At 67.6% G+C, this 14,580-nt stretch carries 13 protein-coding genes; 5 read left to right on the top strand and 8 right to left on the bottom strand.

Annotated features, from left to right (window positions below; all coding sequences use genetic code 11):
* Positions 1-331 precede the first annotated feature (331 nt).
* Positions 332-937, top strand: coding sequence for an endonuclease domain-containing protein (locus HMPREF1529_RS01550; protein ID WP_232212028.1), 606 nt, complete (start codon positions 332-334; stop codon positions 935-937).
* 379 nt (positions 938-1,316) lie between these two features.
* On the opposite strand, the gene trpS is transcribed toward HMPREF1529_RS01550, so the two are convergent.
* Together trpS and HMPREF1529_RS01540 are read right to left on the bottom strand one after the other, a co-directional pair.
* The gene (gene trpS / locus HMPREF1529_RS01545; protein WP_005048100.1) at positions 1,317-2,321 is read right to left on the bottom strand and encodes a tryptophan--tRNA ligase; all 1,005 of its coding nucleotides are present in this window, start codon (positions 2,319-2,321) and stop codon (positions 1,317-1,319) included.
* Between the two features lie 33 nt (positions 2,322-2,354).
* Positions 2,355-3,266 (bottom strand): LysR family transcriptional regulator, encoded by a 912-nt coding sequence (locus tag HMPREF1529_RS01540; protein WP_016463421.1) that lies wholly within the window; start codon positions 3,264-3,266, stop codon positions 2,355-2,357.
* Positions 3,267-3,501: 235 nt separating this feature from the next.
* Between HMPREF1529_RS01540 and HMPREF1529_RS01535 the strand changes: the two genes are divergently transcribed.
* Together HMPREF1529_RS01535 and HMPREF1529_RS01530 are read left to right on the top strand one after the other, a co-directional pair.
* Positions 3,502-4,614 (top strand): PrpF domain-containing protein, encoded by a 1,113-nt coding sequence (locus HMPREF1529_RS01535; RefSeq protein WP_016463420.1) that lies wholly within the window; start codon positions 3,502-3,504, stop codon positions 4,612-4,614.
* Positions 4,615-4,673: 59 nt separating this feature from the next.
* The gene (locus HMPREF1529_RS01530; protein ID WP_016463419.1) at positions 4,674-6,059 is read left to right on the top strand and encodes an SLC13 family permease; all 1,386 of its coding nucleotides are present in this window, start codon (positions 4,674-4,676) and stop codon (positions 6,057-6,059) included.
* A gap of 69 nt (positions 6,060-6,128) precedes the next feature.
* Here the strand turns inward: HMPREF1529_RS01530 and HMPREF1529_RS01525 are convergent, their stop codons facing one another.
* From HMPREF1529_RS01525 to sdhC, 6 genes are all read right to left on the bottom strand, one after another.
* Positions 6,129-6,962, bottom strand: a complete 834-nt coding sequence (locus tag HMPREF1529_RS01525) for an exodeoxyribonuclease III (protein WP_016463418.1) — start codon at positions 6,960-6,962, stop codon at positions 6,129-6,131.
* A gap of 41 nt (positions 6,963-7,003) precedes the next feature.
* Complete coding sequence (locus HMPREF1529_RS01520) at positions 7,004-8,191, bottom strand: YihY/virulence factor BrkB family protein (protein WP_016463417.1); 1,188 nt, start codon at positions 8,189-8,191, stop codon at positions 7,004-7,006.
* A gap of 82 nt (positions 8,192-8,273) precedes the next feature.
* Entirely contained in the window at positions 8,274-9,047 is a 774-nt protein-coding gene (locus tag HMPREF1529_RS01515) for a succinate dehydrogenase iron-sulfur subunit (protein ID WP_005048113.1), read from the bottom strand.
* On the bottom strand, positions 9,047-10,876 hold the full coding sequence (sdhA, locus tag HMPREF1529_RS01510) for a succinate dehydrogenase flavoprotein subunit (RefSeq protein ID WP_016463416.1): 1,830 nt from the start codon (positions 10,874-10,876) through the stop codon (positions 9,047-9,049). The genes HMPREF1529_RS01515 and sdhA overlap by 1 nt, the downstream gene beginning before the upstream one ends.
* A gap of 51 nt (positions 10,877-10,927) precedes the next feature.
* A complete protein-coding gene (locus HMPREF1529_RS01505) occupies positions 10,928-11,398 on the bottom strand; it encodes a succinate dehydrogenase hydrophobic membrane anchor subunit (protein ID WP_016463415.1) in 471 nt (156 codons plus the stop codon).
* A complete protein-coding gene (gene sdhC, locus HMPREF1529_RS01500) occupies positions 11,398-11,832 on the bottom strand; it encodes a succinate dehydrogenase, cytochrome b556 subunit (RefSeq protein WP_016463414.1) in 435 nt (144 codons plus the stop codon). The genes HMPREF1529_RS01505 and sdhC overlap by 1 nt, the downstream gene beginning before the upstream one ends.
* Before the next feature lie 238 nt (positions 11,833-12,070).
* Here sdhC and HMPREF1529_RS01495 point away from each other — a divergent pair, with 238 nt between their 5' ends.
* The gene (locus tag HMPREF1529_RS01495) at positions 12,071-13,186 is read left to right on the top strand and encodes a mannose-1-phosphate guanylyltransferase (protein WP_016463413.1); all 1,116 of its coding nucleotides are present in this window, start codon (positions 12,071-12,073) and stop codon (positions 13,184-13,186) included.
* A gap of 162 nt (positions 13,187-13,348) precedes the next feature.
* A complete protein-coding gene (locus HMPREF1529_RS01490) occupies positions 13,349-14,479 on the top strand; it encodes a BMP family lipoprotein (RefSeq protein ID WP_016463412.1) in 1,131 nt (376 codons plus the stop codon).
* The last annotated feature ends 101 nt before the right edge of the window (positions 14,480-14,580 follow it).

Here is a 14,580-nt window from a genome sequence, read left to right as displayed (position 1 = left end):
ACGCGCAGACATCCTCCCCATCTGCTGCCCGCCGCGGACTGTCCACTGATTGTCAGGGGCGGCTGCTTTCCGACCGTGCGATGACAAGGCTGGCGCGATGTTCGATGTGTGGACGCGGGCCGAGTTGCGCGCGACAGGGATGACGAGTCGCGCGATCCGAGCGAGCCTCGACAGCGGTCAGCTCGTCCGCGCAAGGAAGGGACACTACGTCCGCGGAGACGCGCCGGAGGCGCTGCGCAAAGCCGCGCACGTCGGGGGTCGGCTGGGCTGTCTCTCGCTCTTGTCCGAGTGTGGCGTGTTCGTTGCCGACTCGACCAGACTTCACGTCCACATGGAGCGCGGCGACAGCCGTATGCGCCCGATCGTCGGGGGCGGTGCCTTGGGCCCGGCGGCGCAGCGCCGCGACCTGGTCCTGCACTGGCACGCTTTGACCGAACCGCCGACATCGGGTGCGGTCGACATCGTGGATGCTCTGTCGCACGCGATCCGCTGTCAGGAGGCGCGGTTCGCGGTGGCGACGTTGGATAGTGCCATCCACCTCGGCATACTCGCGGTCGATCAGCTCGACCAGGTCTTCGGCGCGGTCCCGGCGCGTTTCAGGGCTATCCGGCCCTTCATCGACAGCCGTGCGGAAGCGGGAACGGAGACACTCGTGCGGCTCCCGCTTCGCCGGTGGGGCTGTGACGTCGATCTGCAGGTCAGCATCGACGGCGTTCGTCGTGTGGATCTCCTGGTGAACGGATGGCTGATCATCGAGTGCGACAGCAAGCAGTTCCACAGCGACTGGAATCAGCAGCGTATCGACTACCAACGCGACCGCGCGCTCGCGGCGCTCGGATTCACCGTTCTCAGGCTGACAGCGGAGGACATCCTGTACCGGTTCGAGGACGTCGCCAGTGCGCTGCGCGGTCTGATCTTCGCCAATCGTCGCGGCTGACCTCTTCCACCGCGCGGCGCCCTCAGTCGCTCCGGCCGTTCGGGTGTGCGGGGCGGCCTCGCCGGGCGGTCGGTACTCAGTCTGCCGCCTCGTCGCACTCTCGCATCTCGCAGACATCCGCCGGGGCCAACGCCCGGCGGATCCATCAGAGACTGAATACGGAACACCGGCGGCGTCGGACGCGCAGGAGCGTCGTGAGATGCGGGCTGGACGGGATCGCGGCGTGGACGGTGCAGCCCGGGTCGCCATATTCAGTCTGCGACGATTGTTGCGAGCGTGACGTGCGCGGGACATCGCAGTCTCGGAAAGCTCGACCACCGTGCAGACTGAGTACGGAACCGACAGCAAGCCCCGCGGCAACCGCAACCCGCGACGCTTGTCAGCCGCGGCGGAGGAGTCCGACCTTCGCGTACACGTCGGCGAGGGTCGCATCCGCGACCTCGGCGGCTCGGTCGGCGTTGGCGGCGAGCACGCGGTCGAGTTCGGCGGGATCATCGAGCAGCTCGAGTGCCCGCGCACGGACGGGCCCGAACTCGTTCACGACCACCTCTGCGAGCCCCTTCTTGAAGTCGCCGTAGCCGCGACCCGCGTACTCGTCCTCGATCGAAGGGATCTGGCGTCCGGTGAGGGCCGCATAGATCACCAGCAGGTTGGAGACGCCGGGCTTGTTCTCCTTGTCGTAGCGGACCACGCCCTCGCTGTCGGTGACGGCACGCATGATCTTCTTCGCCGACACGGCCGGGTCATCCAGCATCCACAGCACACCGGCATCCGACTCGGCCGACTTGCTCATCTTGGCGGTCGGATTCTGCAGGTCGTAGATGCGCGCCGTGTCCTGCTGGATCACCGGCATCGGCATGCGGAACGTCTGGCCGTAGCGGGAGTTGAACCGCTCTGCGAGGTCACGCGTGAGTTCGACATGCTGCTTCTGGTCGTCGCCGACCGGGACGATATCGGTCTGGTAGAGCAGGATGTCGGCCGCCATCAGCACCGGGTAGGTGAACAGGCCGACGTTCGTCTGGTCGGCGCCGTACCGTGCGGACTTGTCCTTGAACTGCGTCATACGGTTCGCCTCACCGAACCCGGTGATGGTCGAGAGCACCCAGGCGAGCTCGGCGTGGGCGCGCACGTGCGACTGCACGTACAGCGTCGACTTCGAGGGTTCGATGCCGGCGGCGATGTACTGCGCCGCCGTCCGCCGGGTCTTCTCGCGCAGCTCCGCCGGATCGTTGGGCTGGGTCAGGGCGTGCAGATCGACGACGGAGAAGAAGGCCTGATACTCCTCCTGCAGGTCGCGCCACTGCAGCAGAGCCCCGATGTAGTTGCCGATCTGGAGGGAGTCGGCGGAGGGCTGCATTCCGGAGTAGAGGCGGGGCCTGGTCATTGTTCAAGTCTAGAGAACGGATGCCGCGCCCTCTCACGGCTGGAAGGTCTGCCCATGCGCCAGATCGACCAGGATCTGGTGCATCGCACGCTCGCCCGGTGGGCGGATGCGGTCAGCGCGGTGGGCGAGCACGATGCGCCGCGACGGCGCCTGCTGCCCGAGGCTGACGACGCGTACGTCCGGGCGCGCCGTGGTGACCGCGGTGCGCGGCATGAGGGCGATCCCGAGCCCGACACTCACCATCGCAAGCGCCTCCTGGTAGTCGTTGGCCTCGAACGCGATCGACGGGGTGAAGCCCGCCGCGCGCGTGCTGCGCTCGAGCACCTCGGCGACGGGGTGGTCGCGCTTGCGGACGACCCAGTCCTCGTGCTCGAGGCCGGCCATCGTCGTATGGCGCGTCCGGCCGAGGCGGTGGTCCTGCGCGACGACGAGAACGGTCGGATCCTCCATCAGCGGCGTGAGCGTCAGTTCCGGATCGTCGATGCGGTTCCACTCGTAATCCCACAGCAGTGACAGTCCGATGGCGCCCTCCTGGAGCAGGGCGACGAGTTCGTCGTATCGCGCGCTGTGCACGTCCAGGCGCACGTCGGGATAGTCATGGCGGAACCTCTGGACGGCGAGCGGCACCAGCGTGCTGCCGACGGTGGGGAAGGTGCCGATCGCGATGCGCCCGCGCCGAAGGCCCGCAAGCTCGTCGAGCTCCGCCTCGGCGGCGCGCAGCCGACGCAGCACGTAGCGGCCGTGGGAGGCGAGGAGCGCGCCCGCTTCGGTGGGCACGATGCCGCGCGGCTGTCGGCGTACGAGCGGGTGCCCGGTCTCTCGCTCCAGGCGCTGCAGCTGCTGGGAGACAGCCGAGGGAGAGTAGCCCAATTCGGCGGCCGCGGCCGTCACGGACCCGCAGTCCACGATGGCCACCAGGACGGCGAGTCGTCGGACATCGAGCATGCGCACCTCCGGCTCTGAGCGTACAGGCACAGGGGCATTTTCTGAATGCTGATGAAGCAAAACTTCATGCCACTGTCTCCGCAGAGCTTGCAATCCTTGGCACTGAGAGCGCGGAAATCCGTCGTTCCGGCACTCTTCTCTATGAAGCAAAGCTTCACGAAGGTGAAGCAAGATGAGATGGAAGTGAACATGTCTCGCGACGGACGATGGTCTCCACCGATCGCAGGAGGCACCCGTGTACGACATTCCGGCCACGCTCATGAGGGGCGGAACCAGCAAGTGCTGGGTCTTCGCACGCGATGACGTCGACGTTCCCGGCATCCATCTCGACGACGTGCTGCGCCGGTTGTACGGCAGCCCCGACTCCCGCCAGATCGACGGTGTCGGCGGCGGTACCTCCACGACGAGCAAGGCAGTGATCGTCGCGCCCAGCGCGCGCGCCGATGCCGACATCGACTACTCCTTCGCCCAGATCGGTGTCGCCGACGGGGTGGTGGATTGGTCCAGCAACTGCGGGAACTGCTCCGCGGCGGTCGCTCCGTACGCGCTGCACAAGGGATGGCTCCGCCCGAAAGGCGAGGTGACTCGCGTGCGGATCCACAACACGAACACCGGACAACTCATCGTCGCGGAGGTTCCGACGCCCGACGGTCGCGTCGTCGAGACCGGTGACGCGCGCATCTCGGGCGTCCCGTTCCCGGGATTGGAGGTGGTGCTGTGGTTCGTCGATCCCGCCGGCCGCTCCACCGGCCGACTCTTTCCCACCGCTTCGACCACGGACGACCTCGACGGCACGCCGGTGACGCTCATCGACGCCGGGGCGCCGCTCGTCATCGTCCGGGCGTCCGACCTAGGCCTTGACGCCGACGTCTCGCCTGCCGACATCGACGCCAGCGAGACGCTGCGCGCCCGCATCGAGATCCTCCGCCGCGAGGGCGCGGTGCGCATGGGACTGGCCCGTACACCGGATGCCGCGGCTCGCGCCGTCCCGAAGTTCGCTCTCGTGTCCGAGGCGACAGACGACGACCACGACTTCGGCGTGGTCATGATGTCGATGGGGGCCGCGCACCCGGCACTGGCCATCACGGGCAGCGTCGGTCTGTCGCTTGCCGCGACGACCGCGGGCACCCTCGTGCACGAGCTGACCGGCGACCCGTCGTCGTCCGCAGTGCGCATGCGCACTCCCTCCGGAGTGCTGACCACACGGGTGGGGTCATGGCAGGGGCGACCTGCCGTCGCCGTCGCGCGTACGGCGCGACGTCTGGCCGATGCCGTCCTGCCTCTTCCCCTCGAGGAGCTCACGTCGTTCAGCCGAGGGGCTGTACCCCGAGAGCTCGCCGTCCGATGATGAACACGGACGACTCTCAGCCGCGGCCGTGAGTCGTCCCCAGCAGATAAGAGACAACGATGTCCCCACAACTCATTTCTATCCTCGCGCTGTTCGCCATGGTGATCATCGCGACCCTGCGGCCGGTCAACATCGGCATCCTCGGCTTCATCGGGTCGTTCCTCGTCGGCACTTTCGTGCTGGGCCTCGACGACAAGAGCATCCTCGCCGGCTTTCCGGCCGACCTCTTCCTGACGATCGTGGGCGTGACCTACTTGTTCGCGGTGGCCAAGCTCAACGGCACCGTCGAGCTCATCGTGGATGCCGGGGTGCGCGTGGTCCGCGGGCGCACCGCTCTCGTGCCCTGGGTGCTGTTCTTGGTGAGCGCGCTGCTGACGGCGATGGGAACCTTTCCGCCTGCAGCGGTCGCTCTCGTCGCGCCCATCGCGCTCGGGTTCGCTGCCAAGCACGACATGGACCCGCTCCCGGTCGGCATGACCGTCGTCTACGGCGCTCTCGCCGGATCGCTCTCGCCGATCTCGGTGCTCGGCCTGCTGGTCAGCGGCATGGCCGGTGATGTTCCCGGCTTCTCGCCGAGCGTGCTGTTCGCCACGGCGTTCGTCTTCTCGACGCTGATCGCGATCCTCACGCAGTTGTTCTTCCACTACAAGAGCCGGATTGCCGGTGCTCGCGCGGCGGTCGACGCGGCGGGGATCGCAGAAGACGGAGACACAGGCGCGCCCGTGACCGGCGGCGGCTCACACCTGCCCGGACCTCGCGTTCCGGCGACCGGCGGCATCACCGTGACCGCCATCCGACCCGAGCCGACACTGACCATCACCCGTACCCTGCCGACGACTCGGCTCATCGTGACGTGGCCCCAGCGGGCAACGCTGGTCGCGCTGCTGTCGCTGGCCGTCGGAGCGATGGTGTTCCACCTCGACATCGGCATTCTGGCGCTGGCGGCGGGCACCCTCCTGAGCTTCATCGACAAGCGTCACCTGAGCGCCGCGGTGGAGGGCATCAGCTGGTCGACCATCCTCCTCGTCGCCGGGATGATCACCTACATCAGCATCGTCGAGGAGGCCGGGGCCATCGAGTGGGTTGCGGCCGGCATCGGGAGCCTTGGCTCGCCCCTGATCGGAGTGTTGGTGCTCTGCGTCATGGCCGGTGTGGTCTCGGCCTTCGCTTCGTCCACGGCGGTGATCGCGATCTCCATCCCGATGCTGTTGCCGTTGTTGCAGAGCGGAACGGTGGCGGCGGGCATGGCGATCTCGGCGGTCGCGATCGCGGCCAAGGTCGTCGACGTCTCGCCGTTCTCGACGAATGGCGCCCTCATCCTCGCCAACGCGCAAAAGGTTGATCCGTCGGCCTTCTACCAGCGCATTCTGCGCTACTCCGCAGTGATCGTGCTGGTCGGGCCGGCGCTGGCGTGGGCGACGCTGGTCGTCCCCTTCTCCTGGTGAGGCGCCGATAGCCGGAGTCTCGTGCGAGTGAGGTGCCGTCCGATTTCGGGCGGCACCTCACTCGTGATCTCAGAACGCGTAGTCGGCGACCACGGGGGCGTGATCGCTCCACCGCGTGTCCCAGGAGGGCGCGCGCACCACGCGATAGTCCACCACGCGTTCGGCGAGTGCAGACGAGGCGAGGTGGTAGTCGATGCGCCAGCCCGTATCGGTGTCGAACGCCTTGCCGCGGTTCGACCACCACGAGTAAGGACCGTCGACCTCGCCGGCCCACCGGCGTCCCACGTCGACCCAGCCGAGACCCGTGCCGGTGCTGCCGTCCGTGCAGGCGACCGCTTCGCCTTCGGGCCCGGTGAAGCGGTCGAAGTACGCGCGCTCGCGCGGCAGGAAACCCGCCTTCTTGACGTTGCCCCGCCAGTTGCGGATGTCGAGCTCGCGGTGCCCCACGTTGAGGTCACCGGTGATGAGGGCGAGCTCGCCGAGCATCGGCATCCGGGCCTCCATCGCGTCGAGGAAGGCGTACTTGGCCACCTGCTTGTCGGTATCGGCTTCGCCGGTGTGGACGTACGCGCTGACGATGGTCACTTTCTCGCCGGCGACCTCGATATCGGCTTCGACCCAGCGGCCGCGGGAGTCGAGCGTGCCGTCTCCCAGCGCCACGCGCCAGATCTCGATGGGTTCGCGCGCCGCGATCGCGACTCCGGCGCGGCCCTTGGCCAGCGCCTCGTCGTTCACGACATGCCACCCGGGGAGCGCATCGGCGAGGTGCACCGCTTCGCCGCGGACCTCCTGCAGGGTCAGGACGTCGACGTCGGCCGTCTCGAGCCAGGGGAGCATGCCCTTGCGTGCGGCGGCACGGATGCCGTTGACGTTGACGGAGGCGACGCGGAGGTTTTGTGGCACCCGTCAACCCTAACGAGCGGCGCCGACACCGAATGCGGTCGTCAGTCGAGGAAGCCGCGCGGGGGTGGGGGAGTGTCGGCTTCCACCCGTGCGAGATCGTCCTCCGCCCGCCGGAGTTCATGGGTCGCCTGCCAACGCCCCCACCAGGGCGCTTCGGCGTGGGCGAGATGGGCGTCGCGTACGCGTACGCGCGCAGCGGTCAGCAACGCGGTGTGCTCGCGACGGCGCTGCTCGTCCGCCGTCAACCGCTCGATGGGCACGTCCGCGTCCTGCGCGGTGAGGGCGACCCACGACGCCGCGACGAGGATCACGATGCCGACCAGGCGAAACCAGAGCAGGAACCCGACGAAGACCGAGAAGGTCGCGAGCAGCGGGTTGGAGGGTGAGTAGGAGAGGAGAATGCCCGCGCCGTACTGGAGCACCACCATCGCGGCTCCGCCGAGGGCGGCGCCGGGGAGGATCAGTCTCCAGCGCAGCGACGTGCCGGTGAGGAAGCGGATGAGTGCTCCGATGGCAGCCGTGTTGATCGCGAAGGCGACCGCACCCGAGGCGATGCGCCCCGTCACCCACACCCAGTCCGAGTAGTCCGGCCACTGGAACAGCTGGAACAGCAGCTCGATCGCGCCGGCGGCGACGCTCGCCAGCACCGCGCCGGCCACCAGCGCCAGCCCGAACAGCGTGGCCGCGAAGAAGTCGCGAGCCTTCAACAGCACGTAGCTGCGGGTGTCGAACGGCAACCCGAAGATGTCGCGGACGGCCCGCCGCGTGAACGTGACGAAGCCGATCGCCGTCCACAGCGCCGCGATGAACGCCACGGCACCCGTGACGGCGAGCACGCTCGCCGACTCCTGGGCGATCTGGGCGACATCGGCCTCGCTCACGAGCCCCTGGCCATCCTCGCGGCCGATGAGGCCGGGGATGTACAGGTTGAGGATGCGGATCAGGCCGGCGATGGCCTGCGCGCTCCCACCGAGCCAGATGCCGACGATCGCGAAGCCGAAATAGATGACGGCGAAGATCGCGAACAACGACTGGTAGCTGATCGCCGCGGCGAGCAGGAATCCGTTGGCGCGCAGGAAATGACGCCACACGCGGATGGGGAACCAGCCCAGCGTCGTGCGCGTGATCTGCGTCGCGCGCTCGATCGGCTCGTCCAGGCGCTCCCGCAGGGTCGATTGCTCCCAGCGTGCGCGCCACGCGGCATCCGCGCGGTCTGAGGAGTCCGTCACCCGTTCAGACTAGCGATCGAGCATGCCGATGCCGCCGGAGAAGGGCTGCGGGCGACGGCATCCGCGGTTCTCCGACGACGGCTCAGCGACCGCCGCGCATGACGGCCTGCTTGACCTCGGCGATGGCCTTGGTCACCTCGATGCCGCGGGGGCACGCCTCGGTGCAGTTGAAGGTCGTGCGGCAGCGCCACACGCCCTCCTTGTCGTTGAGGATGTCCAGGCGCGTCGTGGCGGCGTCGTCGCGCGAGTCGAAGATGAAGCGGTGCGCGTTGACGATCGCGGCCGGTCCGAAGTACTGGCCGTCGGTCCAGAAGACGGGGCACGACGAGGTGCACGCGGCGCAGAGGATGCACTTCGTGGTGTCGTCGAAGATCTCGCGGTCGACGATCGACTGGATGCGCTCCTTGCCGGCCTCCGGCTTGCTGTTCGCGATGAGGAAGGGCTGCACCTCGCGGTACGACGCGAAGAAGGGCTCCATGTCGACGACGAGGTCCTTCTCCAGAGGCAGGCCCTTGATGGCCTCCACGTAGATCGGCTTCGAGATGTCGAGGTCCTTGATCAGCGTCTTGCAGGCGAGGCGGTTGCGGCCGTTGATGCGCATCGCGTCGGAGCCGCAGATGCCGTGGGCGCACGAACGGCGGAAGGTGAGCGAGCCGTCGACCTCCCACTTGATCTTGTGCAGCGCGTCGAGCACGCGGTCGGTCGGGTACATCTCGACGTCGTAGTCGACCCAGCGCGGCTCGCTGTCGGTCTCCGGGTCGAAACGGCGGATGATGAAGGTGACGAGGTACGACTGGATCGGGGCCTCACCGGTCGTCTCGGCGACGACATCCTGCTCGACGATGGCGGTCGACATCAGTACTTCCTCTCCATCGGGGGGTAGTTCAACTCGCCCTTGTCGTTCTTGGTGAAGACGACCGGCTTCCAGTCCAGCTTGATGTGGTCCTCGGGGTCGGGCGAGTGCGGGTCGCCGGTGAGGTAGGCCATCGTGTGCTGCATGTACTGCTCGTCGTTGCGGTCGGGGTAGTCCTCGCGCATGTGGCCACCGCGGCTCTCGCGACGGTTGCGGGCCGCGTAGGCGACGATCTCGGCGAGGTCGAGCAGGAAGCCGAGCTCGACCGCTTCGAGCAGGTCGGTGTTGAAGCGCTTGCCCTTGTCGTCGATGTGCACGTTCTTGAAGCGCTGGCGCAGGTCGTGGATCGTGCCCATGACGTTGGTCAGGGTCTCCTCGGTGCGGAAGACCTGGGCGTTCGCGTCCATCTCCTCCTGCAGCTTCTTGCGGAGCACGGCGATGCGCTCGGTGCCCGTGTTGTTACGCAGGCCCTCGAGCATCTCGCGGACCTCCTTGGCGGGATCTTCCGGCAGCGGGACGAAGTCGGCCGTCTGGACGTACTCGACCGCGTTTCGGCCGCTGCGCTTTCCGAAGACGTTGATGTCCAGCAGCGAGTTGGTGCCGAGGCGGTTGGCGCCGTGGACGGAGACGCACGCGCACTCGCCGGCGGCGTACAGGCCGGGGACGACGGTGTCGTTGTTCTGCAGCACCTCGCCGTTGTTGTTGGTCGGGATGCCGCCCATCGCGTAGTGGGCGGTCGGCATGACCGGCACCGGCTCGGTGACCGGGTCGACGCCCAGGTAGGTGCGGGCGAACTCGGTGATGTCGGGGAGCTTGGTCTCCAGCACCTCTGCACCGAGGTGGGTGCAGTCCAGGTACACGTAGTCCTTGTGGGGACCGGCGCCGCGACCCTCGAGGACCTCCTTGACCATGCAGCGGGCGACGATGTCGCGCGGGGCGAGGTCCTTGATGGTCGGCGCGTAGCGCTCCATGAACCGCTCGCCCGAGGCGTTGCGCAGGATCGCGCCCTCGCCGCGGGCGCCCTCGGTGAGCAGGATGCCGAGGCCCGCGAGACCGGTCGGGTGGAACTGGAAGAACTCGATGTCTTCGAGGGGCAGGCCCTTGCGCCACACGATGCCGACGCCGTCGCCCGTGAGGGTGTGGGCGTTCGAGGTGGTCTTGTAGATCTTGCCGAAGCCGCCGGTGGCGAAGATGACGGCCTTGGAGTGGAAGACGTGCAGGTCGCCGGTCGCCAGCTCGTAGGCGACGACGCCCGCGACCTGGGTGTTGCCGTCGGCATCCTTCACCGTGATGAGGTCGAGCGCGTAGTACTCGTTGAAGAAGTTGATGCCCAGCTTCACGCAGTTCTGGAACAGCGTCTGCAGGATCATGTGACCAGTGCGGTCGGCGGCGTAGCACGCACGACGCACGGGCGTCTTGCCGTGGTCGGCGGTGTGGCCTCCGAAGCGGCGCTGGTCGATCTTGCCCTCGGGGGTGCGGTTGAAGGGCAGACCCATGTTCTCGAGGTCGATGACGGCGTCGATGGCCTCGCGGGCGAGGATCTCCGCGGCATCCTGGTCGACGAGGTAGTCGCCGCCCTTGACAGTGTCGAAGGTGTGCCACTCCCAGGAGTCCTCTTCGACGTTCGCGAGCGCCGCCGCCATGCCTCCCTGCGCCGCCCCGGTGTGCGACCGGGTCGGGTAGAGCTTCGTGATCACGGCGGTGCGGGCGCCCGGGCCCGCCTCGATCGCGGCGCGCATACCGGCGCCGCCGGCGCCCACGATGACGATGTCGAACTCGTGGTAGTAGACGCCGTCCTTGAGTACGGCTTCGGGATGCTGCTGGGTAGTCACGTCAGGGATGCCTTGTCTTCTGCGTCGTCATGAGCGTCGTGGTGCGCGCGCTCAGTGCGCGGCGCACATCTGGATGAGCCAGTCCGTCGTCGAGTTCTCCACGCCCAGGCACGGGTCGAAGGTGAAGACGACGAGGGTGCCGAGCACGATCAGGAAGCCTGCGGCGATCCACAGGGCCCACACGAGCACCTTGCGGGTGGTCGCGCCGACGACATAGTCGTTGACGATCGTGCGCATGCCGTTCGCGCCGTGGATGAGGGCGAGCCAGAGCATCAGCACGTCCCAGACCTGCCAGAACGGGCTCGCGAACTTGCCGGCGACGAAGGCGAAGTCGATGCCGTGGATGCCCTCGCCGAGCATCAGGTTCACGAAAAGGTGCCCGAAGATCAGCACGACCAACAGCACGCCGGAGGCGCGCATGTAGATCCAGCCGATCTTCTCGAGGTTGGCCCCCCTCTTGCGCACCTGCGGGGCGCGGGGCGCGGGGATGGTCTGGTCGTTGCTCGGGGTGAGGGTGGACATCAGTGACCGCCTCCGATTTTGGACAGCACGATGGGGATGTGGCGTGCGGCGAATCCGCCCACGGTCACGACCCACAGGCCCAGCACGCCCCACCACAGCTGACGCTGGTGGCGGGTCGCCCACGGCCACAGGTCGACCGCGATGATGCGCAGGCCGTTGAAGGCGTGGTAGACGATGGCCGCGACCAGAGCGACCTCGCCGAAGCCCATGATCGGGTTCTTGTACGTGCCGATGACCGCGTCGTACGCCTCGGGGGAGAGGCGGATCAGGGCCGTGTCGAGCACGTGCACGAGCAGGAAGAAGAAGATGGCGACGCCGGTGATGCGGTGCAGCACCCAGGACCACATGCCCTCGTTGCCGCGGTAGAGCGTTCCGCGCGGCGTCTTGGACGTGGTCTGAGCTACCGACGGTGTGACGCGTGCTGGTGCAGACACGGTCGTCCTCCCTTGGTGTGAACGGACACCTCGGTACGGCGGGGGCTGACATCGGCCCCGGGGTTCACAACGACACTGGACCCTCGGCGTCGCACACGGGCGCAGTCATATCCTAAGTTGGCGTTCGAGAGCAGGGCGACGAAGGCGAGCCTAAGTTCTCTCGATATCGAGAGATTCGGAACGAAACGGCCTTCTTGACGAAATCGGTCCGTCACGTGCGGCCCGGTACCCTGGCGGCATGGCCGATCCGATCGACGACTTCTACGCCGTGATTCCCGCCGGCGGTGTCGGCAGCCGCCTGTGGCCGCTGTCGCGCGCCGACGCGCCCAAGTTCCTTCACGACCTCACCGGATCGGGGCACTCCCTCCTGCGCGACACCTGGGACCGCCTCGCGCCGCTGTCCGGGCCGGACCGCATCGCCGTCGTCACGGGACGTGCCCACCGGGCCGCCGTGGAAGAGCAGCTTCCCGGCATCCCCGACCGCAACGTGTTCCTCGAATCCGAGCCGCGCGACTCGGCGGCCGCGATCGGCCTGGCCGCCGCGATCCTGCATCGCCGCGAGCCCGACGTCATCATCGGATCGTTCGCGGCCGACCACGTGATCCGCGGCACGCGGGTGTTCGAGTTCGCCGTCCGAGATGCGGTGGAGGTGGCGCGCGAGGGCTACATCTGCACCGTCGGCATCTCGCCGTCCGAGCCCGCGGTCGGTTTCGGCTACATCAAACGCGGTGGCGAGCTCATCGTCGACGGCGCGCGGGACGCCTCGCTGGTCGAGCGTTTCGTCGAGAAGCCCGACCTCGAGACGGCGAAGCAGTACCTCGCCGATCGTGACTACCTCTGGAACGCGGGCATGTTCATCTCGCGCGCCGATGTGCTCCTGGCTGAGATCGAGGCGAACAACCCCGAGCTGCACGCGGGGCTGCTCGAGCTCGCCGAGGCATGGGACGACCGCGACCGCCGCGGTCCCGCGGTCGACCGGATCTGGCCGAAGCTGCCCAAGATCGCGATCGACTACGTCGTCGCCGAACCCGCCGCCGAGAAGGGGCGCCTGGCCGTCGTACCGGGTCACTTCGACTGGGACGACGTGGGTGACTTCGCCAGCCTCGCCAAGCTGAACAGCGGAGGGCGCAAGAACGATCTCGCGATCCTGGGCGAGAACGCGCGCATCCTCTCCGATGCCGCGAGCGGCATCGTCGTCAGCCACACCAACCGCGTGATCAGTCTGATCGGGGTGAAGGACATCGTCGTCGTGGACACCGCCGACGCGCTCCTGGTGACCACGAGCGAGCACGCCCAGCGCGTGAAGGGCGTCGTGGACGCGCTGAAGCTCACCGGTCGCGGAGACGTCCTCTGAGCGCACAGCGCGAGGCAGGATGCCGCGTTCGTGTCGGCTTGATTGCGTCTTTGTAACCTTTCGCCCGCACCCGGGTGTGCAGCGTGCAAATCCCACGTCACAGTAGGTAACTTCGATCCGTGCGCCCGCGAAATCCGCGGGTCTATCAATGTGGAGGCTGCATTGACCATCTCGACCACCAAGAAGCTCGCCGGCATCACAGCTGCCGCGGGGCTCATCATCGCCCTGGCCGGTTGCGGCTCGGCCCCGACCCCCGCAGGCTCCGGCTCGGCCGCCGCCGGCGGCACCGTCGTGGACGGCTTCAAGCCCTGCCTCGTCTCGGACGCGGGCGGTTGGGACGACAAGTCGTTCAACGAGTCCGCCAAGAACGGCATGGACAAGGCCGTCGGCGAGCTCGGCATCAAGGCTGTCGAGTTCGAGTCGACCAACGACAACGACTACGCGCCGAACATGACGACCGCCATTTCCGAGGGCTGCACCCTGATCATCTCGGTCGGCTTCAAGCTCGCCGCCGCGACGGTCGCGGCCGCCAAGGCGAACCCGACGCTGAACTTCGCGATCATCGACGACTACGCCGACACCGACTTCGACGGCAAGACGGACGCCCCGAACATCAAGCCCCTCGTCTTCAACACCGCCGAGGCGGCCTACCTGGGCGGCTACGCGGCTGCGGCGTGGTCGGCGCAGGCCGGCGTGAACAAGGTCGGCACCTTCGGCGGCATGCAGATCCCCTCCGTCGCAGTCTTCATGGACGGCTACGAGCAGGGCGTGAAGAAGTACAACGAGGACAAGAGCGCCAACGTTCAGGTCGTCGGGTGGGACAGCGCTGAGCAGAAGGGCTCGTTCACCGGGGCCTTCGACGCCAACGACACGGCCAAGCAGACCGCGCAGGGCGTTCTCGACCAGGGCGTCGATGTCATCCTCCCCGTCGGTGGCCCCATCTACAAGAGCGCGGCGGCGGCCATCGCCGACAGCGGCAAGAACACCCTGATGCTCGGCGTCGACAGCGACCTCGCCGTCGCCGACCCGAACGTCGCCTCGATCACGCTGGTGTCGATCATGAAGGCGATCGACGTCGCCGTCTACGACGCGACGATCGCGGCTTCCAAGGGCGAGTTCGACCCGACTCCCTACGTGGGCACGTTGAAGAACGAGGGCGTCAAGCTCTCCAGCTTCCACGACTTCGAGTCGAAGCTGCCGGCCGGTCTCACCGACGACCTGAAGAAGCTTCAGGACGACATCGTCGCGGGGACCATCAAGGTCGAGTCGAAGAACTCGCCCGCCGGCTCCTGATCTGACGCGGACGCACTCGGGGCGAGCAGCGGCACGCTGCTCGCCCCGAGTTCCGTTCGTCCGCCTTCCGCCAGAAAATCCGACCCAGGTAGGGTGCATCT

It is taken from the genome of Microbacterium sp. oral taxon 186 str. F0373 (genome assembly GCF_000411455.1).
Taxonomy (GTDB): domain Bacteria; phylum Actinomycetota; class Actinomycetes; order Actinomycetales; family Microbacteriaceae; genus Microbacterium.
Note: the sequence above shows the minus strand (reverse complement) of the source record. Positions and strands in the feature narration are given on the sequence as shown.

Bases quoted from the DNA above. Each gene is read 5' to 3' on its own strand.
- HMPREF1529_RS01550 (WP_232212028.1), top strand. From the start codon at position 332: ATGGAGCGCGGCGACAGCCGTATGCGCCCGATCGTCGGGGGCGGTGCC.
- trpS (WP_005048100.1), bottom strand. From the start codon at position 2,321: ATGACCAGGCCCCGCCTCTACTCCGGAATGCAGCCCTCCGCCGACTCC.
- HMPREF1529_RS01540 (WP_016463421.1), bottom strand. From the start codon at position 3,266: ATGCTCGATGTCCGACGACTCGCCGTCCTGGTGGCCATCGTGGACTGC.
- HMPREF1529_RS01530 (WP_016463419.1), top strand. From the start codon at position 4,674: ATGTCCCCACAACTCATTTCTATCCTCGCGCTGTTCGCCATGGTGATC.
- HMPREF1529_RS01515 (WP_005048113.1), bottom strand. From the start codon at position 9,047: ATGTCGACCGCCATCGTCGAGCAGGATGTCGTCGCCGAGACGACCGGT.
- HMPREF1529_RS01505 (WP_016463415.1), bottom strand. From the start codon at position 11,398: ATGTCCACCCTCACCCCGAGCAACGACCAGACCATCCCCGCGCCCCGC.
- HMPREF1529_RS01495 (WP_016463413.1), top strand. From the start codon at position 12,071: ATGGCCGATCCGATCGACGACTTCTACGCCGTGATTCCCGCCGGCGGT.